The sequence below is a fragment of the Propioniciclava soli genome, from assembly GCF_038502305.1.
GTDB classification, from domain to species: Bacteria; Actinomycetota; Actinomycetes; order Propionibacteriales; family Propionibacteriaceae; genus Propioniciclava; species Propioniciclava soli.
Window position 1 is genome coordinate 2363330 of the sequence record NZ_CP115965.1, and the last position, 22075, is coordinate 2385404.

The window sequence follows — 22075 nt, forward strand, 5'->3', positions numbered from 1 at the left end:
GCGCCCCCGTAAAATCGGACGCATGACTGCACAGCCCACCACGCCCGTGTCCGCGCCGAGCCCGACCGGCCAGCGCGTACGCGAGCGCCCCGCCCTGGAGGGGCTGGAGCAGACGTGGGCGCAGCGGTGGCGCGACCAGGGCACGTACGCCTTCGTGCGCCCCGAGCGCCGCGACCAGGTGTTCAGCATCGACACCCCGCCGCCGACCGTGTCGGGATCGCTGCACGTGGGCCACGTGTTCAGCTACACCCACACCGACCTGGTGGCGCGCTACCAGCGCATGCAGGGCAAGCACGTGTTCTACCCGATGGGGTGGGACGACAACGGGCTGCCCACGGAGCGCCGGGTGCAGAACTTCTACGGCGTCCGGTGTGACCCGTCGGTGCCGTACGACCCCGACTTCACGCCGCCGGCCAAGCCCGACCCCAAGCGTCAGGTGCCGGTGAGCCGCCGCAACTTCATCGAGCTCTGCCACGAGCTGACGGCCGTCGACGAACAGGTCTTCGAGGACCTGTGGCGCCACCTCGGCCTCTCGGTGGATTGGGACACGCTGTACGCGACGATCTCCGAGGAGAGCCAGCGCGTGGCGCAGCGCGCGTTCCTGCGCAACCACGCCCGCGGTGAGGCGTACCTCTCCGAGGCGCCGACGATGTGGGACGTGACGTTCCAGACCGCGGTGGCCCAGGCCGAGCTCGAGGCCCGCGAGTACCCGGGCCACTACCACCGGGTCGCGTTCCACACCGCGGACGGGGCTCCCGTCCACATCGAGACGACCCGGCCCGAGCTCATCGCGTCCGTGTGCGCCCTCATCGCGCACCCCGACGACGAGCGCTACGCCCCCCTGTTCGGCACCACCGTCACCTCCCCGGTGTTCGGCGTCGAGATCCCGGTGCTGCCGCACGCCCTTGCCGAGAAGGAGAAGGGCTCGGGCATCGTCATGTGCTGCACCTTCGGCGACCTCACCGACGTGCAGTGGTGGCGCGAGCTGAACCTGCCCACCCGCGTGGTGCTGCAGCGCGACGGACGCCTCCAGCGCGAGACCCCGGAGTGGCTGGTGAACGCCGAGCCGTACGCACAGCTCGCCGGCAAGACGACGTTCAGCGCCCGCGAGACGATGGTGGAGCTGCTGCGCGAATCGGGCGACCTCGACGGTGAGCCCAAGCCCACCACCCGCATGACGAACTACTACGAGAAGGGCGACAAGCCCCTCGAGATCGTGTCGACCCGCCAGTGGTACCTCACCAATGGCGGCCGGGACGCCGACCTGCGCGCCGCGCTGCTGCGCCGCGGCGAGGAGCTGGCCTGGGTGCCGGAGCACATGCGGCACCGCTACAGCAACTGGGTCAACGGCCTCAACGGCGACTGGCTGATCAGCCGCCAGCGATTCTTCGGCGTGCCGTTCCCGGTCTGGTACCCCCTGGACGCCGACGGTGAGCCGGACACGACGCGTCCGATCGTGGCCGACGAGGCGAGCCTGCCGGTGGATCCGGCGTCCGAGCCCGCGCCCGGTTACGACGAGCGCCAGCGTGGGGTGCCCGGCGGCTTCATCGGCGACCCGGACGTGATGGACACGTGGGCCACCAGCTCGCTCACGCCGCAGATCGCCTGCGGGTGGGAGCGCGACGAGGAGCTGTGGAACCTGACGTTCCCCATGGACGTGGCCCCCCAGGCGCACGACATCATCCGCACCTGGCTGTTCAGCCGGGTCGTGCGCGCGCACCTGGAGAGCGACACGCTGCCGTGGGCCCGGGCGACGATCTCGGGGTTCGTGGTCGACCCGGACCGCAAGAAGATGAGCAAGTCCAAGGGCAACGTGGTGGTGCCCACGGAGATCCTCGAGAAGTTCGGGGCGGACGCCGTCCGCTGGCGTGCGGCGATGGCGCGGCCCGGCATGGACTCGCCGTTCGACGAGACCCAGATGAAGGTCGGGCGTCGCCTGGCCATGAAGATCCTGAACGCCAGCAAGTTCGTCCTCGGCATGGCGGACGCCCCGGAGGGGGCGGACGCCGCCGCCGAGGGGGCGGCGGCCATCACGGCACCGGTCGATCGCGCGATGCTGGCGTCCCTGCGCCGCGTCGTGGCCGAGGCGACCCGCGCGTTCGAGGCGTACGACTACACGAGTGCCCTCGAAGTGGCGGAGAAGTTCTTCTGGACCTTCTGCGACGACTACCTCGAGCTGGTCAAGGAGCGTGCCTACGGTGCGCAGGGGGCGGACGCCGGCGCCTCCGCCCGGGCGGCGCTGGCCCTCGCGCTGAGCGTGCAGTTGCGCCTGTTCGCCCCGTTCATGCCGTTCGTGACCGAGGAGGTGTGGTCGTGGTGGCAGGAGGGCTCGGTGCACCACGCATCGTGGCCGACCACGGGCGAGCTGCCCGAGGGTGGCGACCCCGCCCTGCTGGACGCCGTCTCGGCGACGCTGATCGGCATTCGGGGGGCGAAGTCGAACGCCAAGGTCTCCATGAAGACCCCACTGAAGGCAGTCACGATCAGCGGCCCCGAGGCCGCCGTGGCGCAGCTGCGCACCGCGGAGGGAGACCTGCGGGCGGTGGGACGCATCGAGAGCGGCATCGTGTGGAATTCCGACGGCGATGCGGTGTCGGTGGCTGCGGAGGTGGCGACGCAGGGCTAGGCTCCCTGCGTCGAGACACGGCGGTCGCGCGTGTCGAGCCTGACCGGGAAAGGACCCTTGCCGATGCGTGCGCTCTCCACGGTGGCCTGCGCCACCCTCGTTGCTGCCCTCGCAAGCGGCTGCTCGCTGCTGCAGCAAGCGCAGCAGGCCATGACTCCCAGCATCGCCGTCGGTGAGTGCACCGACCTGCCCGACGTGAGCACCGCGGAGACCGAGGTCTCCGACATTCCCACGGTTGACTGCGCGGGCCCGCATGCCTGGGAGGCCTACGCCGAAAAGGTGTTCGGGGTGGACGAGGAGTTCCCCGGCGCCGCCGAGGTGGACGAGGCCGCCACCACGTTCTGCATGGGCGAGTTCGAGGGCTTCATCGGCCTGCCCTACGAGGCGTCGCGTTATGAGGCCTTCTACCTCTACCCCACGGAGGAGACCTGGACGCTCCTCAACGACCGCACGATCACGTGCCTGGTGGGGCTCTCCGACGGCGGCGTCACGGGCTCGCTCGCCGACGCCGCCGAGTAGGCGGCACCCGGCGCTCGGGTCAGGCGCTCTTGGAGCGCCGGCTCGAGCGGGCTGCACGCGTGACCAGCTCGGGTTCGGCCCCGTTGGTGACCACGTCGGCGTCGATGCGCACTTGGACGACGTCCTCGGCGCTCGGCACGTGGAACATGACGTTGAGCAGGATCTCCTCCAGGATCGATCGCAGCCCGCGCGCGCCGATGCCCCGGGCCAAAGCCAGTTCGGCAATGGCCTCGACGGCATCATCGGTGAATTCAAGATCGACGCCGTCCAGCTCGAAGAGCTTGCGGAACTGCTTGGTGAGCGCGTTCTTGGGCTCGACGAGGATGCGCACCATCGCCGCCAGGTCCAGCGGGTTGACGGTCGCGATCATCGGGAGGCGCCCGATGAACTCGGGGATGAGCCCGAAGTGGTGGAGATCCTCCGGGCGGACCTGCTCGAAGGGGTTGGGTTGCTCCTTGGCGCGCAGCGTGATGTCGTTGTTGAAGCCCAAGGACCTCTTGCCGACGCGCGCGTTGATGATCTCCTCAAGGCCCGCGAAGGCGCCACCCACGATGAACAGCACGTTCGTGGTGTCGATCTGGATGAACTCCTGGTGGGGGTGCTTGCGCCCGCCCTGCGGCGGCACGGACGCCGTGGTGCCCTCGAGGATCTTCAGCAGTGCCTGCTGGACGCCCTCCCCCGACACGTCGCGCGTGATCGACGGGTTCTCGCTCTTGCGGGCCACCTTGTCGATCTCGTCGATGTAGATGATGCCCGTCTCGGCCTTCTTCACGTCGAAGTCTGCGGCCTGGATCAGCTTGAGCAGGATGTTCTCGACGTCCTCACCGACGTAGCCCGCCTCGGTGAGCGCGGTGGCGTCCGCCATGGCGAACGGCACGTTCAGCATGCGCGCGAGCGTCTGGGCCAGGTAGGTCTTGCCGCAGCCGGTCGGGCCGATGAGCAAAATGTTGCTCTTGCCCAGCTCGACCAACTCGTTGTCGGCGGCCCGCCCGGGGGTGGCAGCCTGGGCCTGGACGCGCTTGTAGTGGTTGTACACCGCCACGGCCAGCGCCTTCTTGGCGACCTCCTGACCGATGACGTAGCTGTCGAGGAACGCGACGATGTCCTTCGGCTTGGGCAGTTCCTCCAGCAGGCCCACGTCGGCGGCCTCGGAGAACTCCTCCTCGATGATCTCGTTGCACAGTTCGATGCACTCGTCGCACACGTACACGCCGGGGCCGGCGATCAGCTTGCGCACCTGCTTTTGGCTCTTGCCGCAGAACGAACACTTCAACAGGTCCGAGGTCTCACCAATCCGTGGCATCGTCGCGCCCCCCTCCCAGCCGACGCGCGGGCGTCAGCTGATGTCCTTCAACGACGTGAAGATCTCGTCGATGATGCCGTACTCGAGCGCCTCGTCCGCCGTGAGGTACTTGTCGCGCTCGATGTCCTTGGTGATGCGCTCCAGCGGCTGCCCGGTGTCGGTGGCCAGCATGCCCTCCATCAGCGAACGGATCCGCAGGATCTCCCGAGCCTGGATCTCCAGGTCCGAGCTCTGGCCGTAGCCACCCTCGGTGGCGGGCTGGTGGATCAGGATGCGGCTGTTCGGCAACGCGAACCGCTTGCCCTTCGTGCCCGCGGCCAGCAGCACGGCCGCGGCGGACGCCGCCTGGCCGAGGCAGACGGTCGAGACGTCCGGCTTGATGTAGCGCATGGTGTCGTAGATCGCCGTCAGCGCGGTGAACGAGCCGCCGGGCGAGTTGATGTACATGCTGATCGGCCGGTCGGGATCCATCGACTGGAGGCACAGCAGCTGCGCCATCACCGCGTTGGCGATGTCGTCGCTGATCGGCGTGCCGAGGAAGATGATGCGATCCTCGAACAGCTTCGTGTACGGGTCGACCCGGCGGACGCCGTAGCTGGTCCGCTCCTCCCACTGGGGGATGTAGTAGTCCATCGACGGCCCCTGCGGAGCCGTGCCGCCCGGAAGCGTGTTGGTCATCGGTGCGTTCCTCACTGGTTCGGTGCGTCGTCGCCGTTGATCTGGGCGGCGCGCTCGTAGACGTGGTCGATGAAGCCGTACTCGAGGGCCTCCGCGGCGGTGAACCACCGGTCCCGGTCGGAGTCCGCCTCGATCTGGTCGATCGGCTTGCCCGTGTGCTGGGAGATGAGCTCGGCCATTTCGCGCTTGGTCTGGATGATCTGCTCGGCGAGGATCTTGATGTCCGACGCCGTGCCACCGATGCCGCCGGAGGGCTGGTGCATCATGATCTTCGCGTGCGGCAGGGCGTACCGCTTGCCGGGCGTGCCCGCGCTCAGCAGGAACTGCCCCATGGACGCGGCCAGCCCCATCGCGACGGTCGCGACGTCATTGCTGATCCACTGCATGGTGTCGAAGATCGCCATGCCGGCGCTCACCGACCCACCCGGGGAGTTGATGTAGAGGTAGATGTCCTTGTCGGGATCCTCCGCGTTCAGCAGCAACAGCTGTGCGCAGATCGCGTTTGCGTTGTCGTCACGCACCTCGGACCCGAGGAAGATGATGCGATTGGCGAGCAGCGCCTGGTACACCGAGTCGTTCATGCCGATGCCGGACGGCGCGCCTGCCATGGCGATGCCGGGGAGTTGTTCAGTCACGAGTGTGAAACTACAGGCCGCCTCCGACAAAACCGAGAGACGCGGCCCGGTGTTCGCTGACGGCAGACGGGTACGACGAAGGCCCCGTCTCCCACGACGGGAGACGGGGCCTTCGGTCAGGCGTGGTCCACAGCCTCACTCGGAGGCGGTGTCGTCCCCGTCCGTGGTCGGTGCCTCGACGGCCTGATCGTCAGCCGCCTGCGCGTCAGCAGTCGGCTCGGCGGGTGCGGCGTCGGCCAGCGTCCCGTCGGTGCGGATGGCGGCGACGTCAACGACCTCACCGTTGGTGTCGGTGACGTGGGCGCCCTTGACGATCTCGGTCAGCACCTTGTTCCGGCGCACCTCACCCATCCATTCGGCGGTGTGGTTGTGCTCCATCATGTGCTGCATCTCCTGCTCCGGGGAGGTGCCGCTGGCCTGCGCCCGGCGGAACAGCATCTCGGTGAGATCGCTCTGCTCGATCGGCACCTCGGAGGTCTCGGCGAGCTTGTCGAGGATGATCTGCGCCTTCAACGAGGTGCGGGCGTTCTCCTCCACCTGGGCCCAGAACTCCTCCTGGTTCTCGGCCGTCTCGTCCTCGGACTCCTCCAGGTAGCGCTCCACCGTGTACCCGGCACGCGCCAGCTGGTCGCTGATCTGCTGCTTGCGGTTCTCGATCTCGGAGGCGACGAGGCCCTCGGGCAGCTCGAAGTCGGTCTTCGCGGCGAGGTCGGCCACGACGGCGTCCCGGGCGGCGTTGAGCTGCTCCAGGCGGGCGATCCGCACGGCCGCGTCGGCCAGGTCGGCGCGCATCTCCTCGACGGTGTCGAACTCGCTGACGAGCTGCGCGAACTCGTCGTCCACCTCGGGCAGCTCCTCGGTCTGCACCTTGGTGACGGTGACGTGCACGTCCGCGGTCTGGCCCTGCGCGGGGCCACCGACCAACTCGCTGCTGAAGTCGGCGCTCTCCCCGGCGGACAGGCCGGTGACGGCCTCGTCGAGGCCGTCGAGCATGCCGCCGGTGCCGATCGTGTAGGTGACGCCCTCGGCGGCGCCGCCCTCGACGAGCTCGCCGTCGACGCGGGCCTCGAGGTCGATGGTGACGACGTCACCCTCGGACGCCGCACGCTCCACGTCGCTGCGCGTGGCGAAGCGCTGGCGCATGACCTCGATGCGCTCGTCCACGTCGGCGTCCGACGTCGTGAGCGGCGGGACCTCGGCGGTCAGGTCCGCGGCGGCCGGCACCTCGAAGTCGGGGCGCACGTCCACCTCGGCGGTGAACTCGACCAGGTCGTTGTCCTCGAGCTTGGTCATCTCGATCTCGGGCTGGTCGAGCGGGGTCAGATCGTTGTCGCTGACGGCCTGGCCGTAGGCGTCCGGCAGGGCGTCGTTGATCGCGTCCTGCAGCACGGCGCCGCGGCCGAAGCGGCGGTCGATCACCGCGGGCGGCACCTTGCCCTTGCGGAAGCCCGGAATGGTCACCTGGGACGAAATCTCGCGATAGGCCTTGTCCAGGTGGGGCTTGAGGTCGGCGAAGGGGATCTCGATGGTGAGCTTGACCCGCGACGGGCTGAGCTTCTCGACGGTGCTGGGCACTGGTGTGGACTCCTGATGTCGGTTACAAGCGGGCGAACCCGGAGCGGATGACGGGAATCGAACCCGCGTCACCAGTTTGGAAGACTGGTGCTCTACCATTGAGCTACATCCGCGATGCGCCGATCCAGCCTAGCGGATCCACCCCCTCCACCGCGCATCGGACGCCCCCAGCGGGCGCGGAGCGCGGTCAGCCGAGCTTGGCCTCCACGGCGCGGACGAGTTCGCCGAAATTGACCATCGAACCCATCTCGCGGTCGCTGAACGTGATGCCGAACTCCTGCTCGACGCTGAACATCAGGTTGATGTGGGCCAGCGAGTCCCACCCCTCCACATCGCGGGCGACGGAGCCGTCGCCCAGCTCGAGATCGGGGTTGTCGAGGACCTCGCGGAAGATCTCGACGACCTGGTCGCGGACGGTGCTCACGATGCCTCCTGCAGGGTGGTGACAGAAACGAAACCCGGGTCGACGGGCCGGGCGGACGCCAGGTCCAGCGCCCACCATGTGGTGGTGGCTGCCGCCCCCTCCTCCGGTGCGGGGCTCTCCGCTGCGGCGCTCTGGGCTGCGGCGTCCCGGGGCAGAGCCTGGTCGCCCAGCGGGGAGAATCCGGCCTCGGCGAACACGTGGCGCGCGGGGACGTTGCGCCCCGACGGCACCCAGCTGCCCACCAGCCGCGTGAACCCGCGGTCGCGCGCGGCGCGGGCCAGCTCGGCGAGCAGCGCGAACTCGGCGGTGCGCTGCAGCACCCGGCACGACATGACCCAGGTGTCGATGACGAGGTCCCCCTCCCGGGCACCGCCCGGGACGCCGCCGGCCGTCACGGCCGTCGCCGCCGGGTTGGCGACGATGACGCCAACCAGGCCGTGGTCGTCGAACCGATCGGCCACCCGCAACCCCCACACCAGCCCGGCTGCGGCGACGAAGGCGTCCAGCTCGGCAGCCCCGGGCCGCTGCCCGGTCAGGTTGAACTGGTTGGTCTTGCCGATCAGCTGGACGATCCGGGTGCGGTTCGCCTCCCCGAGCGGCTCGACGCGGGCGGTCATGGCCAGCTGCGCGAGGAAGTCCTCGCGGCTGCCGGCGGCGCCGGCCAGCTCGGCGGCGCGGCCGCGAGAGCGGTACTGGTCGGTGCGCCGTGCGTCCTCCGCGGTCAGACCCACCGTGGCCAGCCCCGGGAAGGTCGCCAGCGCGGAGACGTAACCCGTCGCCTCGGAGGGCAGGTCGACCACACCCACCTGGGGCAGTTGGTGGCGGACGCCGTCGCGCTCGACGGGGTTGTCGTCGACGAACACGAACGCGTCGAGCCCGAGGCCGAGCCGGTCCGCCAGGCGCCGCAGCACCGCGGACTTGTCGTCCCACGTCGCCTCGAACGCCACGAAGTCGTCGAGGGTGAGCACCATGTCGGGGTGCTCGGCGAAGGGCAACCTGGCGTCGGCGTCGTTGTTCTTGGACACGACGGCCAACAGCAGGCCACGGTCCTTCAGAGCGCGCAGGAACCGCTGGATGTCCACGAACGCCTCCCCCGCCGGCCCGTCGCCCAACGCGAGACCACCCACGCCATCCTCGCCAACGACGCCACCCCACAGCGTGTTGTCGAGGTCGACGGCGATGACCTTGCGGGCGAGGCCGACGGCGGCCCCCAAGACGTCCGCGACCGCCTCCGCCAGCAGCGGCACGGCGGCCAGCCCGACGGCGTTCTTGCTGAGGTACCAGTAGCGCGCATCGAACCAGGCGCCCGCCCCCGCGCGCAGCGCGACCTGCTCGGCATCCACCAGGTGGACGCCGTCGCCGACCGCCTCGGCGAGGGCGAGGTTGAGGCGTCGCACCTGCCGCCGACGTGCGCCGGGCAGGCCCAGCCCGAGGTGGCCCAGCGGGTCGTCGACGGGGGGCACGAACGTCGCCTGCACGACGGTGGCCCCGGTGCGCTCCCGCAGCAGGGACCACAGGTGCTGCCAGCGGTCGATCTCCCGGGCCAGGTCGTCCTCGGGGGCGGTCGACAACTCAGGGAAGTGCAGCTCGCGCTGGTCGGCGAGGATGACGACAACCTCGGGCGCGAAGGCGTGGAGCTCGCTGCCCGGGTCGAGGATCTCCTGTTCGAACAACCGGTACCCGCTCGTCCACGTCGTCAGGTGCAGGCCGTGCACCGCCGCCGCGACGCGGAGGGCGGCCGTCAGCTGCTCCCCCGTGTGGCTGGACAGGACGGCCACCCGCAGCGACCGGCGCGCCCAGCCTGCGTCCGCCACCTGGGCCAGGGCCTTGTCGGCCGACAGCCAGGCGGCGAGTTCGTGGGTGCCCCGGGCCACCGCGGTCACCGCCCGGACCGTGGCCGTCACATCACCGGAGCGCCGCGCGTCCCGGAGCGCGGCCACCAGGGCCGCATGGGGTGGCACCGGCACGCTCACGATTGGCCTCCGGAGGACGCCGACGTGCCGGTGGGATCGGCCGCCTCGGACGCCCGGGGTGCCGCGCGACGGATCACCCGCGGGGGTTGTGCCAGCACGGTCGCCCCGGCCGGCACGTTGGTCATCACGACGGCACCCGGCCCGATGACTGCATCGTCACCGATCGTGATCGGGCCCACCAAGGTCGCACCCGCTCCGATCGACACCCGGTTGCCCACGATCGGGGCCTCGCGGCGTCCGGTGAACACTCCGCTGCCGGCGCCGATGGTGACGTTCTGCCGGATCACGACGTCGTCGCCGATCACGGCCTGGGGGTGGATCACGATGCCGCTCTGGTGCGCGATGCGGACGCGGCGGCCTAGCTTGGCAGTGTGCGGAAGCTCGATGCCGTAGACGTTGCGGACGACGGTGCTGGCCACCCGCTGCAGCGGCCGGAGCGCCGCTGCGGCCGGCTTTGGGAACCGGCCCTCGTCCAGCCACTGACCCAGTCGCGCGGTGGCCACGGCCTGGAAGCCCGGCACGAACGGCGACTCGTGCTGGCGCACGTCGTCGCGGAGTTGCTCGACGAAGGGGACCCTGGCGACCGCCGCCACCCACCGCGTGCGCGGCGGCGGCAGGGGCGATGCCGCGCGCTCGGCCCCCGAGTTGCCGACGCCGGTGCTGTGGGCCCGCGTGTCGTCGGCCCCGGTGCCGGCGTCGTCGAAATGCGTGTCGTGCATGGTTCTTCCCCCAAGGTGGTCAGGCGGAACGCCCGTCGGACGGGGGAAGGGCACACAGGTGACCGGCGATCCTCTCCGCCCAGTGTTTCACCGGGTTCCCGGTTGGACAAATGCCCACGCTCTCCGGTTGCCGTGCCACGGAGTGCAGTTCCCGGGTCGCTGCGTACCGGGTGTTGGCCCACACCAGCAGCAACAGGGGCGCCAGTGCCACCCCGAGCCCGAGTGCCGGTGCCGCACCCGCGACACCAACGAATAGGGCAGCCACAAGGACATTCACCGCGCTGAAGTACCAGCCACCTCGCGACGACTAACACGCCGACATGCAGGGCATCCCGCCGACGGAGTTGCCTCCGCTCCTCCCCCACCACGAGGGCCGCCATCGCGACGAGGCAACTCATCACGATGCCCATGGCCAAGACCGGAATCGGCGCTGCACTACGGCCTGCGACGAGCAAGAGAGCGCACGCAGCCAGCCGCCGACGGTCACCGTCGCGCGCCGGCGTCCTGCCTCGGAATGCGAGCCTCAGAAGGGCGAACCGTGTCGCAGAACGAACACGACGGCGGAGGCCAGCGCGAACAGGAGCAACGAGGCGCCCATGAGCGGGCAGGCGACGCGGCTGGTCGTCCGCGTGGAGCGACGCAGCAGCGGCACGAGCGCGACCAGGCCGGCCAACTGCAGGACGGCCAACAGGGCCAAGGAGACGTCGTTGAGGAGCCAGACCATCGGGAGGAAGTGGGCCGCCACGACCACCGCGATCCACCAGGCGACCCACCGCGCCTGCCCCCGCCGCCAGAGCACCAGGGCCCCGGCGCCCGCGAGCACCACTTCCACGGCGACGAGCACGCCGAACCACGGGTAGCGCCCCTCGAGCGCCGTGGGCTGCTGCCACCCCTGGATCACCGCCCAGACGAACGGAACCGCCAGGAGCATGCCGACGGCCGAGCCGACGCCGAGCTTCCACCGCCACGAAGGCTCCGGGTCCTCCTGCGCCCATCCGAACCACGCGAACGCCATGACCCCGAACCACGCGATCGTGAAGGCCTGGTCGCGGACGAAGTCGGTCAGCATGGTGCTCCTGGGGTCGGGGGCCGGGATCCGCACATCGGCACGGTTCGGGTCACCGTAGCGGAAGACGTTTCGTCCTCCGGCGGCGTCCACGACAGCGCCGGACTCCTGCTGGGGTCGGCCCCGGGGTGGACGCTCAGTGGTGGCCGCCCCCGTGTCCGCGGTGCAGGGGGAGCACCCCGGGCGCCATGACGACGAAGGGCCGCATCATCGTGTGGTCCTCGTGGTCGAGGATGTGGCAGTGGTACATGAAGCTGCCAGTGGCCCCCGCGAAGCGGCCGAGCACCGAGACCCACTCACCCGGTTGCAGCACCCAGGTGTCCTTCATGCCCGCCGCAGCACCCACCAGGGGCCGCCCCGGCCCGGGCTGCGGCAGCGGGTCGGTGACCGTACCGGTGGCCGGGTCAAAACCCGGCACCGTTCCCCCCGGACCCAGCGGCCACTGCCGGCGGGCGATCATCTGGAACTCGGTCATGTGGATGTGCATGGGGTGCGGCGGCCCGCCGAGATGCAGCAGGTGCCACACCGCCCAGGCCCCGTGGGGGAAGAAGATCGTGGTCGGGTCGTCGAAGAGGCGCGCCACGGGGTGCAGGGCCATCACCGTCCCGTCAGTGCGCGTGATGCGGATGACGTCGTGGTCGGGGACGGGCGCGCCGTCGGTGAGTTCCTGCAGCTCCCACAGACCCGGATGCAGATTGCCGTGGGTGCCGGGCGGCACCACGCCGACCCACACGTGCTCGTGGGTGTGGACCACCTCGTCGCCGATGCCCAGCGTCCCGTCGTGGTGGTGCCGGTAGCGGTGGTACTCCTGGCTGAGCACCCGGGGCACCTCCCACTCGTCGCGCTCGCGTCCGGGCCGGACGGTGATCTGCAGGATGGTGGCGTCCGCTTCGCCCGGTTGGGCGTTGAGGACCGTCCCGTTCTCGTTGCGGAGCTCCAGGGTGCGTCCCCCGAGGCGGCGCAGGTCCACCACCACGTCGAGTCGCTCGCCCGGGCCGAACTCGATGAGCCCATCCTGGGGCGTCGAGGGGGTGGGCAGGAGACCGCCGTCGGTGCCGATGACGACCCACGCGGGGGCCAGACGGTGGGCGCCGAAGGCCGGTGACGTGGCGGGGACGGACACGTCAGGGGCGAAGACCTCGTCGGTGGTGTCGTGCAGCGCGAGGCGCAGGGTGCGCGTGCCGGACGCGTTGAGCAGCCGGAACCGGTACCAGCGCGGCCGGGCGCGCAGCACCGGCCAGATGGTTGCGTTGGCGGTGTGGAAGGGCCCGCTGAAGGGCACGTCCCCCACGGTGCCGCCCTCCGCGAACTGGAAGCCGGAGTGCTTGTAGAGCACCCGGCCGGTGAAGACGCCGTCGGTGTCGGTCTCGAGGTTGCGGTCGCCGAGGGTCAGCGGGATCTCGAACTCCCCGCGCGGCAACCCCAGCTCGTGCTCGCGCCAGTCGCGGATGAGATAGAAGCCGGCCAGGCCAGCGTGGACGTTGAAGCGCGTGACCGCCATCGCGTGGTCGTGGTACCACAGCGTGGTCGCCTCCTGCTCGTTCGGGTACGTGCAGCGGGTCACCCGCCCCGGCAGGGCGACGTTGTGTGCCCAGCCGTCGTTGTGGCCGTCGGTGAGGGCCCCGTGCAGGTGGACGACGGTGGACGCCCCCACGGTGGCGGTGCCGGGCAGGGGCTCGTAGGAGTCTGGGCCGGTGGCGACGGTGGTGGATCGTCCGCCGGGGCGCATGGCGGTCGCGAAGTCGGCGTTGAACGGCACCGACCCGAACGGCAGCGGCGGCACGCGCACCACGTCGAAGGGCAAGGTGGCGGGAGCACCGTCGTCGGCTGCGAGCGCGTTCTCCCAGTCGATGCGGGCCTCCTGCCCGCGCAGCACCTCGATGGTGGGCCCGGGCACCGAGCCCTCGTACCCCCACGCCTCCACCTCCGGCAGGTCGGCGTGCCAGCGCACGCGCGTCCGCTCGGCGGCGATGCGGATCGGCTGGTTCGCCGGCCGGTGCCAGGCCCGGATGACGGGCGGGATGCGCAGCCGGTCCCGGAACTTCGCCAGCCCCAGCCCGGACGCCACGCCCGGCAGGGGTGCCTGCTCACCGGCGGCTGCACTCGGCGGCCAGGCCGGTTCAGCCACCGGCACCGTCTCGGGGGCGCGAGGCGTCGGGCCGGCGTCCGCATGCCCCGGGGCGGGAGGCGGAGGCGGGGCGTCGCCGGTGGCGACCCAAAACGCGTGGGCGAGGGAACCGGGAGCGAGAGCATTCGTCATACCGATCAGGTGTGTGGCCCGGGGCCTTCTGATACCGCAGCGCGCCTGAGGGGCGGCCGGTCGAGAGCGCACGCCGGCGTTGTGCTTTCCCTGCCCGGACGGGGTGGCCCAAGATGGGCGGATGCCCGACCGTTTCGGACGCCTCGTCGCCCTCGCCACGGACGACGCACTGCGCGCCTTCGCGCTGGCGCGCGCTCCCCGTCCGGTCCGTGCGTTGGCGGGGGCGCTGATCGCACCGCCCACCCGCCGGCTGGCCCGCGATCTGGTGGCCTTCGACGACGCCATCGACCGCCTCGGGCTGCGCGCCGCCGCGTCCGACCTGCTGGCCCGGCTGGTGCCGGAGCTCGACGCGTCCGGCATGGAGTGGGTGCCTGCCGAAGGGCCGGTCCTCATCCTGGCCAACCATCCCGGCCTGTTCGACGCGATCGCGCTGCTGGCGGCGCTCCCCCGCGACGACCTCCGCATCGTGGCGCGCGAGCACGCGTTCACCGCGGCGCTGCCGCACCTGCGCGAACGGCTGATCGTGGTGCCTGCAGCGGGCTCCCGCGGGGAGGTGGTGCGAGCGATGGCGAACCACCTGCTCGCGGGCGGGGCGGTGCTGACGTTCCCGGCGGGCCGCATCGAGCCGGACCCGGCCGTGCGCCCGGTTCCGGCCGGCCCCCCCGCGACCGCGCGCAGCACGGACGCCCTCGCGCGTCTGGTGCCGGGCCTGGTCACCGTCCGCGTCGTCGTGAGCGGCGTCCACACCCGCCGCGGTCTAGAGCACCCGCTGACCCGCCTCCGGCGTGACCCGGACGACCGCGACTGGCTGGGCGCCGTCCTCCAGCTTCTCGTGCCACGGTTGCGGACCCGGTGCGTGCGCGTGGACGCGCACCTCGGCGCCGACGTCGGTGATTGACGAAGGCGACACCTGCCTCGCGCGCTCGACGACATCCGCCTCTGCCCGAGAGGGCAAGCCCACGTGGCAGGCTGGCCGCGTGGGCAGGGAGTACGACGACCTCGACGAGGAGGGCCAAGTCGAGGTTCTGAGGGAGGTGGCGCTGGCTGCCGCCGGGCATTTCGGGCTGACCGTCGACCGGCTGGAGGTCCTGCTGCACGGTTACAACACGACCTTTCGCGTGGACACCACCGATACGAGGACGATCGCGCTCCGCGTCAACACGAACTCCAAGAGCACCCCCGGGCAGATCCGCGGGCAGCAGGCATGGCAGCACGCGCTCGCCACGCAGAGCGACGTCAGGGTTCCGGACCCACTGCGGGCGCTGAACGGTGACTGGTTCGCCACGGCGCACAGCGCAGCACTCGGACGCCTCGCCCACGCCACCGCGAGCAGCTGGCTGGCGGGGGATGACATCGCCACCGAGGTCGATGTCGACCAGGCCCACGCGCTGGGCGTCGCCATGGCAACGCTGCACGAACACGCCGAGGGCTGGGCCCTGCCGCCGAACGCCGATCTGCCCACCTTCGACACCCCACTCTTCGGCGACGCCGACCGGCTCACCTCCTACGAGGGTTTCGACGAGGAGGCCAAGGCGACCGTCACCACCGCGATGGACCGATGCACCGCAGCGATGGAGCGCGTGTGCGCCGGCCAGCGGTTGATCCCGTTGCACGCCGACCTGCACGGCGGCAACCTCAAGTGGAACGGGGGCCGGCTGTCGATCTTCGACTTCGACGACGCGGGCCTGTCCGTCCCCGCCGTGGACCTCGCGATCTCGACCTTCTACCTCGCCGACCGGCACGGACCCACCGAGGCTGCGCTGAGGGAGGGGTACGCCCAGCGGCGTCCGCTGCCCGCGCTGGACCGCGCGGATTTCGAGAGCGTCGTGGCCTCCCGCCAACTCCTCCTGGCCAACGACATCCTGGTGAGCAGCACGCACGCGATGCGGCAGCAGGCCGCTGATTACGCGATGACCACGATCGCCCGGCTGGAAGGATGGTTGCGGACGGGGGTGTTCACCCGGCTTTCGGCCTCGTGAGCTCACGGCAGTCGGGGGACGGTTGCCCGATCTGTCGGGAGAACTCGGCCTGATGTAGCCTCCACCTCGACCCCGCCCGGCACTGCGCCTCCTCCTTCAACTGTGACCGACGACCGGGGTGAACAGGACCCCGCCGCGGCTCGCGGCGGGGGTCCTCGGTGTCCTTCGGGTTAGCGTTTGGGGGCGGGCGTGTAGGTCTGTTCGGGCACGGGTACGGGGTCTGGACCTGCGTTGTCGGGGATGATCGTGGTCTGGCCGTCCATGATTGCCTTGCCGGTCTTCTCGGTGCCGAGAGCGGCCGCGAGGTCTGCTGGCAGGCTGTCGACGACTTCCCGGCTGGTGACCACCCTCTGGTAGTGCCCCTCGGGGTAGTCGATCGCGGAGGCGAGGAGTACACCTGTCTCCCGATCCAGGTACAGGTGCTGGCTCATCCCGGGCCGCTGTGCCTCGTCGGTGAAGGTCACCGTGAGCGCTTCGCGTCCTTCCGGGTCGTCTCCCTGGTGGACGGTGACCTTGGGGTTGAGCCCCAGAACCCCGATCGCTGCGGCGCGGATGCTGGGCGGTGCGGCCTCCTGCTTCAGCATGTCCCCGATGGCGACGAAGACGGCCTCGTCCTGGGATGTCGAGCCGAGCACGCGGGCGCGCAAGAAGACGTCGAGGAGGTGCGCCTCGGTGGGCATACCGGCGGCATAATCGGGGCGAGTCCACCCCCAACCGGGCGGGAAGATGTAGCGCTCGCTGGCGCCATTGACGAGCCTGTCGGACCACGTCCAGCCGTCGGGGGTGTGGAAGTCGTCATAGGTCACGCGCCGCTGACCGTCCGGCCCGAACTCCTCTTCTGCGGCATCAGAACCGGGTTCCAGGCTGCCCCTGTCTTGCGTTTCGATGGTGCGGACGCGGAGGAACTGGCCATCTACCCACTCCAGTGGGGGCAACTCACGGGCAGCACGTGCGACACCAGCCAGTTCCTCGGCCGCGGCCGTGTTGAAGAACCAGCCCGGCAACGCAGCCGGCGGAGCCAGCATCAGCCCCGCCAACAGCGAGGCCGCCACGGCGGCCGGCCAGGCACGACGCCCCGACCGCATCCGCGGAACCTCGCCGGCCAGGACCCGGCCCAGAACCTCCTGCCGCGCTTCGGGCGTCCATTCGGCGGTCAGCCCCGCCTCGGTGGGCTTGGTACGTTCGATCAGATCAACCATTGTCTGCTCCTGCAGGAAGGGCGACCAGCCGCAAGGACCGCTGGTCGCCGGCTTGATTCGACAGTCGTCGCCTGGCCCGGGACAGCCGGGCCGCGAACGTGTTGGCCGAACACCCCATCACGCGGGCTGCTTGCTGGGGCGTGAGGCCGTCCCACCCCACCAACAGCAGTGCTTCCCGGTCATCGGCGGACAGGGCGGCAAAGGCCGCCCCGAGGGCGGACCGCTCCTCCACCGAAGCGTCCGACGTGGCCGCCATCGCCTGGATGCCGGCCAGCTCGGTCATCAGGCGCAGTTGTCTGGACCGGGTGCGCCAATATCGGAGCACCACATGGCGGGCCGTCACCAACAGCCACGCGACGGGCTCGTCAGGCAACTCATGGCGTCGCTTCCACGCAACCAGATACACCTCACTGACCACGTCCGCGGCCACATCGGCCTCCACATGCCGCCTGGCATAGGCGAACACGCTGGCGCTCGTGGCCGCGAACAAGGCCTCGAAGTCCCCTTCGGAATCGACGCTCATGCCTTGTAATGCCCCCACAGCGGCGATCATGACAGGGACAGGCTCAGATCAGGGAAGCGGTCGCGATGAGGCGTCCGGATCCGGACGTCCTGTGTTCGAGATCGGCTGTCTATCTTGAGCAGGGTTTGCGGGTCGCGCCTGCGAGGGCGGGAAAAGGGGTACGCGATGGGCGTCTCCGTCTGGGACGGCGACGAGGGCCGCTCGGCCTTTGGAGGGGACGACAACCTCGTACCGCGGCCGTCACACCTCAGCTAGCGAAGGAACCCTCATGAGCGACACGCATCTGGACGCCGCCCTTCCACCCGAGGAGCGCGCGGCGGCGCTGCTCCCCCTCGTGAGCCTGGACGAGAAGATGGCGCAGGTGTCGTGCCTGTTCCTGCCCGACATCGCCGACCCCGCGATGATCGAGCGGGTCCGCATCCGCGCGGATCGGCGTGGCACCAGGGTGGCAGCATCGGGTTCGCCAACTACGTCGACTGCCCCCACACCCCGCGCCACCCCTTCGGACACGGGCTCACCTACACCACCTTCGCGTACACCGACCTCCGCGTCGAGGCCGCCGATGTCGCCCCCGACGGCGCCGTAGTCGTCACCTTCCGGTTCCCCGTCACCCAGCTGGCGTTCCTGGACGCCGACCTGCGCTGGGTGGTCGAAGCCGGGGAGATCGACCTGCTCGTCGGGGCGTCCTCGGAAGACATCCGCCTGCGCGGCGAGGTACGGATCGCGTCCGACGCCAACGTCGAGGGACGCGACCGCGGCTTCTTCGCCGGAACGAGCGAGTCTCAGGCGTGATCTTTCGGGCTCCACGCGTCCGGCCAGTCGGTCACGGGGACGCGATCGGGCGAGCGGATCGTGGGCCGATGCGTGGTCGGGGCGACAGGACTCGAACCTGCGGTCTCCTGCTCCCAAAGCAGGCGCGCTAGCCACTACGCTACGCCCCGGTCAACAGGGGTCGAGCCTACCGCGTCACGAGCCGATCTCCCCCATCAGCAACCAGGCGAGGCCGTCCAGGGCCGGGTGAAGCCGGTCGGCGTGGTCACACAGCAGTAATGCCTCTGCCTTCTCCGACGCCTGCGTCGCGGCCCGGCGCACGGCCCAGTGTTCGGGCACCATGCGCAGCAGCGCGATGGCCAGGCCGGCGTCCGCCTCGGACAAACCGACCGGCTGGCCAGGCAACCCACCGCCGAGCCGGTTCACGAAGCCGGACGCCACCGCGCCCCACCGTTCCTCGGGCAGATTCCGCAGCACGGCGTTCTCGAGCTGGGCCAGGGGGTCGTCCGTGGCGCGGTCGAAGACGTCGGTCAGCGCGAACGGCGGCAGACCGGCGCGCAGCGTGCCCCACCACAGGCGGGTCCCGATCACAGCCAGGCCCGGTACATAGTCGGCCGCAGCCACGGCGTCGCACGCCGCCCGCAGGAGGTCGGGGTCCCGGGTCTCCTGGGCGATCACGCCGCTGATGGCAGGGCCCCACACGTCGCCGCGCCCCAACCAGTCCTCACGTTCGAGCCAGTCCAGAGCCCGCTCCGGCTCCGGGGTCAGGCCGTGCGCCAGGGCCCCGGCCACCACGGCCGCAGCCGACGACGCCGACCCGCCCGGTCGCGTCTCCAGGCGCTCGGCCGCCAGATCCATCACCAGCGACCCCGCTTCCGGCGTGAACGACAACCGCAGCCGCTGCACCCCGCGGACGCCGTGCACGGCGAGTTCCCGGTGCCCGGGTTCGCCCGTCACCAGGGCGTCCGTCCCCACGGTCGTCAGGTCCACACCCGCCCCCGGGGTGACGCCGAGGTCGGGCGTCCGCAGCACCATCTCGTCGCGGGGTGCAACGAGCAGGTCGGGCAGCCAGGCCGGCAGCTGGGACGCCGCCGCGTCCACCGTGGCGATCGAGGAGAACTCCAGCGTCGTGACGTGCCGCCCCAACGGACGCAACGACCCGGTGGGGTGCGCCAGGTGGAACGCGGCCACGCCTGCGCCCAACCCCTCACCGCGCCGGTCGGCGGCCAGGAACACCGGTGCCGACTGGGCGGCCCGAAAGAAGCCGCGCCGCACGCCCACCAACAGGCACGGCCCGGTGCCGGCCGCCGGGGCGCAGACGATGAAACCCTCGGTGTCCGAGCTCCACGACCACCCAACCCAGGCGGGGGCGAGCGTCACCGCGACACCGAGCGGCGGCAGCGCCCGCTCGGCGTCGGTGTGGTTGTCGAGCGAAACGGTGCTGACCCACCCGGTCGCATCGGGCGTGTGGCGCAGCCGGGCGGTGAACGCCTCGGCGCGAGTGAGGCGCACCTCATCCTCGTCGGGCGTGAAGCCGGGGACGGGCTCCCCCGGCAGCCCGAAGGCCAGTTCCGCGACCCGTTGGCGACCGTGTCGGACGGCGAGCCCGCGCCCGCCGCCAGTCACCTGACAGGAGAAGGGCCAGGTGTCCGGAGAGCTCGGCGGGACCGGCCGGCTCACGCCCACGCCCCACCGGGGAGCGGACGCCCCACCGACCCGGCCGGCTGGCAGACGGGGCACCAGTACAGGTTGCGCCCGGCCAGGTCGCTGGTGGCGACGGGCGTGCCGCACACGTGACAGGGCAGGTTGGCGCGGCGGTAGACATAGACCTCGCCGCCGTGCCGGTCGACGCGGGGGTCGCGACCCATGGCGTCCGGGGTGTGCTGGTCGAACACCGTGTCGATGCGCCCCACGTCCACGGCGGCGCGCATGAGCGTGACCAGATCGCCCCAGACGGAGTCGAACACGGGCCGGGGCAGTTGCGCCGCCGGCAGCATCGGGTCGATGCCGTGGCGGTACAGCACCTCGGCGCGGAAGATGTTGCCCACCCCGGCGAAGGCCTTCTGGTCCATGAGCACCGCGGCGAACGGCTTGCGCGAGCGGTGGACCACCGTCCACGCCCGCTCGGGGTCGGCGTCCTCGCGGATCGGGTCCGGACCCGAGGAGAGCACCACCCCGGCGCGCTCGTCCGGGGTGATGAGCCGGCACCACTGCGGGCCGCGGAGATCGGCGGCGGTGACGCCGTCGGTGATCCGCAGCCGCAGCGTCGCCGGGTTGGGGGCGGGAAATGCGTCGGTGAACAACAGCTTGCCGATCAGCCCGAGGTGGATCCAGACGGTGCCCGGTTCGAAGTCGACCAGCAGGTGCTTGCCCACGCTGTCGGCACCCGTCAGCACCGTGCCGTCCAGCAGCGCGGCCGCGTCCTCGAACCGGCCCTGGGGGCTGCTGACGCTGACCGGACGGCCGGCGAAGGCGTCCGCGAGAGCCCGGGCGAGCCGGTGGGTGACGTGCCCCTCGGGCATCGGGACTCCTTTGCGGCCGGACGGTGCCGGCGGTCGGCGGGCGCGTCGCCGCGCTGATCAGACGGGACGGCTCAGCGGGCCTGGCGCTCCTCGTAGGCGTCGAGCATGTCGATGCGCCGCTGGTGGCGCGGATCCCCGGAGAACGGCGTCTCGAGGAACACCTTGGCCATGTCGAGCGCATCCTCAAGGCTCTGCATGCGCCCACCCAGGCTGAGCACGTTGGCGTTGTTGTGCTCGCGCGTCAGGCGCGCCATGACGGTGTTGTAGGCCAGCCCGGCGCGGATGCCCTTCACCTTGTTCGCGGCGATCTGCTCGCCGTTGCCCGAGCCCCCGAGCACGATGCCGAGCGAGCCGGGGTCGGCGGCCACGGCCTCGGCGCAGGGAATGATGAGTTCGGGATAGTCGTCGGCGGCGTCGTAGGTGTCGGCCCCGTGGTCGACGACCTCGTAGCCGAGCGCGGTCAGTTCCTTGACCAGGTACTGCTTGAGATCGAACGCGGCATGGTCGGTGGCGATGTGAACCCGCATGTCAGTCATCCCTTTCGTGGTCGAGGGGTACGCACAGGACGCGCAACCCAGTGGTCGGTCAGTCAAACAGGGTCAGTCGAAGATCGGCCCGACGTCGCGGGTGCGCTTGAGCTCGAAGAAGCCGGGGTAGGCGGTCACCTTGACGAAGCCGTCGAACAGCTGGCCGGCCTCCTCGCCCTTCGGCGCCGGCGAGATCACCGGGCCGAACAGCGCCATCCCGTTCACGTGGATCACCGGGGTGCCCACCTCGTCGCCCACCGGATCCATGCCCGCGTGGTGGCTGGCGCGCAGGGCGTCGTCGTGGGCGTCGGTCTCACCGAGGTCGGCCAGCTCAGTCGGCAGCCCGGCGTCGGCCAGCGCGGCCTCCAGCGTGGCGCGCGAGCGGTCCTCCTCGCCCGGGTGGAGCCGGGTGCCGAGGGCGGTGTAGAACTCCCGGAGCTTCTCGGGGCCGTGCTCGCGCTCGACGCCGAGGGCGACGCGCACGGGCGCCCAGGCGGCGTCCATGGAGCGGCGGTAGTTCTCGGGCAGGTCGCGCCCCTCGTTGAGCACCGCGAGGCTCATCACGTGGAAGGTGGTGTGCACGTCGCGCACCTTCTCCACCTCGAGCATCCACCGGGAGGTCATCCAGGCCCACGGGCACACGGGATCGAACCAGAAGTCCACCTGCTGCGTCATGGGCACCACCCTACCCACGCGGGGGCCCGGTTCGGGGGTGCGGGAAACGTCGGAGCCGGGCGCTAGGGTGGCCGGTGCACCTGTCGATCGACCCTGGGACG

General features: G+C 70.9%; 20 protein-coding genes and 2 tRNA genes. 5 read left to right on the forward strand and 17 right to left on the reverse strand.

Translation table 11 applies throughout. The features are described 5' to 3' along the window. Positions 1-22 precede the first annotated feature (22 nt). Positions 23-2626, forward strand: a complete 2604-nt coding sequence (gene valS / locus PCC79_RS10565) for a valine--tRNA ligase (RefSeq protein WP_342371802.1) — start codon at positions 23-25, stop codon at positions 2624-2626. A 63-nt stretch (positions 2627-2689) separates the two neighbouring features. Then, positions 2690-3145 carry a septum formation family protein gene (locus tag PCC79_RS10570; protein ID WP_232547562.1) on the forward strand — a complete coding sequence of 152 codons (456 nt, stop codon included), beginning with the start codon at positions 2690-2692 and terminating at the stop codon, positions 3143-3145. A gap of 19 nt (positions 3146-3164) precedes the next feature. On the opposite strand, the gene clpX is transcribed toward PCC79_RS10570, so the two are convergent. The 10 genes from clpX to PCC79_RS10620 all read right to left on the reverse strand — a co-directional run bounded on the left by clpX (position 3165) and on the right by PCC79_RS10620 (position 13646). Beyond that, positions 3165-4448: an ATP-dependent Clp protease ATP-binding subunit ClpX gene (clpX, locus tag PCC79_RS10575; RefSeq protein WP_232547561.1), complete on the reverse strand. Its 1284-nt coding sequence runs from the start codon at positions 4446-4448 to the stop codon at positions 3165-3167. A 33-nt stretch (positions 4449-4481) separates the two neighbouring features. Further along, a complete protein-coding gene (locus tag PCC79_RS10580) occupies positions 4482-5126 on the reverse strand; it encodes an ATP-dependent Clp protease proteolytic subunit (RefSeq protein ID WP_269779060.1) in 645 nt (214 codons plus the stop codon). An 11-nt stretch (positions 5127-5137) separates the two neighbouring features. Continuing rightward, the gene (locus tag PCC79_RS10585; protein ID WP_232547906.1) at positions 5138-5734 is read right to left on the reverse strand and encodes an ATP-dependent Clp protease proteolytic subunit; all 597 of its coding nucleotides are present in this window, start codon (positions 5732-5734) and stop codon (positions 5138-5140) included. 162 nt (positions 5735-5896) lie between these two features. Further along, positions 5897-7336 carry a trigger factor gene (gene tig, locus PCC79_RS10590; RefSeq protein WP_232547560.1) on the reverse strand — a complete coding sequence of 480 codons (1440 nt, stop codon included), beginning with the start codon at positions 7334-7336 and terminating at the stop codon, positions 5897-5899. 42 nt (positions 7337-7378) lie between these two features. Further along, positions 7379-7449 (reverse strand) — tRNA-Gly (locus tag PCC79_RS10595). 74 nt (positions 7450-7523) lie between these two features. Beyond that, positions 7524-7760: an acyl carrier protein gene (locus tag PCC79_RS10600; protein ID WP_232547559.1), complete on the reverse strand. Its 237-nt coding sequence runs from the start codon at positions 7758-7760 to the stop codon at positions 7524-7526. Next, entirely contained in the window at positions 7757-9733 is a 1977-nt protein-coding gene (locus PCC79_RS10605; RefSeq protein ID WP_232547558.1) for an HAD-IIIC family phosphatase, read from the reverse strand. The genes PCC79_RS10600 and PCC79_RS10605 overlap by 4 nt, the downstream gene beginning before the upstream one ends. Next, positions 9730-10452, reverse strand: coding sequence for a serine O-acetyltransferase (locus PCC79_RS10610; RefSeq protein ID WP_232547557.1), 723 nt, complete (start codon positions 10450-10452; stop codon positions 9730-9732). The genes PCC79_RS10605 and PCC79_RS10610 overlap by 4 nt, the downstream gene beginning before the upstream one ends. A gap of 523 nt (positions 10453-10975) precedes the next feature. Beyond that, positions 10976-11521, reverse strand: coding sequence for a hypothetical protein (locus PCC79_RS10615; protein ID WP_232547556.1), 546 nt, complete (start codon positions 11519-11521; stop codon positions 10976-10978). 133 nt (positions 11522-11654) lie between these two features. Continuing rightward, entirely contained in the window at positions 11655-13646 is a 1992-nt protein-coding gene (locus PCC79_RS10620; protein ID WP_232547555.1) for a multicopper oxidase family protein, read from the reverse strand. A 253-nt stretch (positions 13647-13899) separates the two neighbouring features. Here PCC79_RS10620 and PCC79_RS10625 point away from each other — a divergent pair, with 253 nt between their 5' ends. After that, positions 13900-14676, forward strand: coding sequence for a 1-acyl-sn-glycerol-3-phosphate acyltransferase (locus PCC79_RS10625; protein ID WP_342371803.1), 777 nt, complete (start codon positions 13900-13902; stop codon positions 14674-14676). A 79-nt stretch (positions 14677-14755) separates the two neighbouring features. Then, positions 14756-15757, forward strand: coding sequence for a phosphotransferase enzyme family protein (locus tag PCC79_RS10630; protein WP_342371804.1), 1002 nt, complete (start codon positions 14756-14758; stop codon positions 15755-15757). 170 nt (positions 15758-15927) lie between these two features. Here PCC79_RS10630 and PCC79_RS10635 read toward each other — a convergent pair whose 3' ends face one another. Then, entirely contained in the window at positions 15928-16956 is a 1029-nt protein-coding gene (locus PCC79_RS10635; RefSeq protein WP_342371805.1) for a hypothetical protein, read from the reverse strand. Beyond that, complete coding sequence (locus tag PCC79_RS10640; RefSeq protein ID WP_342371806.1) at positions 16949-17509, reverse strand: sigma-70 family RNA polymerase sigma factor; 561 nt, start codon at positions 17507-17509, stop codon at positions 16949-16951. The genes PCC79_RS10635 and PCC79_RS10640 overlap by 8 nt, the downstream gene beginning before the upstream one ends. Positions 17510-17845: 336 nt before the next feature. On the opposite strand from PCC79_RS10640, the gene PCC79_RS10645 reads away from it, so the two are divergent. Next, the gene (locus PCC79_RS10645; protein WP_342371807.1) at positions 17846-18271 is read left to right on the forward strand and encodes a fibronectin type III-like domain-contianing protein; all 426 of its coding nucleotides are present in this window, start codon (positions 17846-17848) and stop codon (positions 18269-18271) included. Positions 18272-18344: 73 nt separating this feature from the next. Here PCC79_RS10645 and PCC79_RS10650 read toward each other — a convergent pair. The 5 genes from PCC79_RS10650 to PCC79_RS10670 form a co-directional block, all read right to left on the reverse strand. Further along, positions 18345-18420: transfer RNA gene (locus PCC79_RS10650), tRNA-Pro, on the reverse strand. 25 nt (positions 18421-18445) lie between these two features. Continuing rightward, positions 18446-19930, reverse strand: a complete 1485-nt coding sequence (locus PCC79_RS10655; RefSeq protein ID WP_342371808.1) for a hypothetical protein — start codon at positions 19928-19930, stop codon at positions 18446-18448. Beyond that, entirely contained in the window at positions 19927-20772 is an 846-nt protein-coding gene (locus PCC79_RS10660; RefSeq protein WP_232547550.1) for an Fpg/Nei family DNA glycosylase, read from the reverse strand. Before PCC79_RS10660 ends, PCC79_RS10655 begins: the two co-directional genes overlap by 4 nt. A gap of 71 nt (positions 20773-20843) precedes the next feature. Beyond that, a complete protein-coding gene (locus tag PCC79_RS10665; RefSeq protein WP_232547549.1) occupies positions 20844-21299 on the reverse strand; it encodes a ribose-5-phosphate isomerase in 456 nt (151 codons plus the stop codon). A gap of 72 nt (positions 21300-21371) precedes the next feature. Next, positions 21372-21974: a DsbA family protein gene (locus PCC79_RS10670; RefSeq protein WP_232547548.1), complete on the reverse strand. Its 603-nt coding sequence runs from the start codon at positions 21972-21974 to the stop codon at positions 21372-21374. Between the last annotated feature and the right edge of the window lie 101 nt (positions 21975-22075).

Excerpts from the sequence above, each read along its gene's own strand:
- valS (WP_342371802.1), top strand. The coding sequence starts at position 23 with ATGACTGCACAGCCCACCACGCCCGTGTCCGCGCCGAGCCCGACCGGC.
- PCC79_RS10570 (WP_232547562.1), top strand. The coding sequence starts at position 2,690 with ATGCGTGCGCTCTCCACGGTGGCCTGCGCCACCCTCGTTGCTGCCCTC.
- clpX (WP_232547561.1), bottom strand. The coding sequence starts at position 4,448 with ATGCCACGGATTGGTGAGACCTCGGACCTGTTGAAGTGTTCGTTCTGC.
- PCC79_RS10580 (WP_269779060.1), bottom strand. The coding sequence starts at position 5,126 with ATGACCAACACGCTTCCGGGCGGCACGGCTCCGCAGGGGCCGTCGATG.
- PCC79_RS10585 (WP_232547906.1), bottom strand. The coding sequence starts at position 5,734 with ATGGCAGGCGCGCCGTCCGGCATCGGCATGAACGACTCGGTGTACCAG.
- PCC79_RS10610 (WP_232547557.1), bottom strand. The coding sequence starts at position 10,452 with ATGCACGACACGCATTTCGACGACGCCGGCACCGGGGCCGACGACACG.
- PCC79_RS10615 (WP_232547556.1), bottom strand. The coding sequence starts at position 11,521 with ATGCTGACCGACTTCGTCCGCGACCAGGCCTTCACGATCGCGTGGTTC.
- PCC79_RS10625 (WP_342371803.1), top strand. The coding sequence starts at position 13,900 with ATGCCCGACCGTTTCGGACGCCTCGTCGCCCTCGCCACGGACGACGCA.
- PCC79_RS10635 (WP_342371805.1), bottom strand. The coding sequence starts at position 16,956 with ATGGTTGATCTGATCGAACGTACCAAGCCCACCGAGGCGGGGCTGACC.
- PCC79_RS10640 (WP_342371806.1), bottom strand. The coding sequence starts at position 17,509 with ATGATCGCCGCTGTGGGGGCATTACAAGGCATGAGCGTCGATTCCGAA.
- PCC79_RS10660 (WP_232547550.1), bottom strand. The coding sequence starts at position 20,772 with ATGCCCGAGGGGCACGTCACCCACCGGCTCGCCCGGGCTCTCGCGGAC.
- PCC79_RS10665 (WP_232547549.1), bottom strand. The coding sequence starts at position 21,299 with ATGCGGGTTCACATCGCCACCGACCATGCCGCGTTCGATCTCAAGCAG.
- PCC79_RS10670 (WP_232547548.1), bottom strand. The coding sequence starts at position 21,974 with ATGACGCAGCAGGTGGACTTCTGGTTCGATCCCGTGTGCCCGTGGGCC.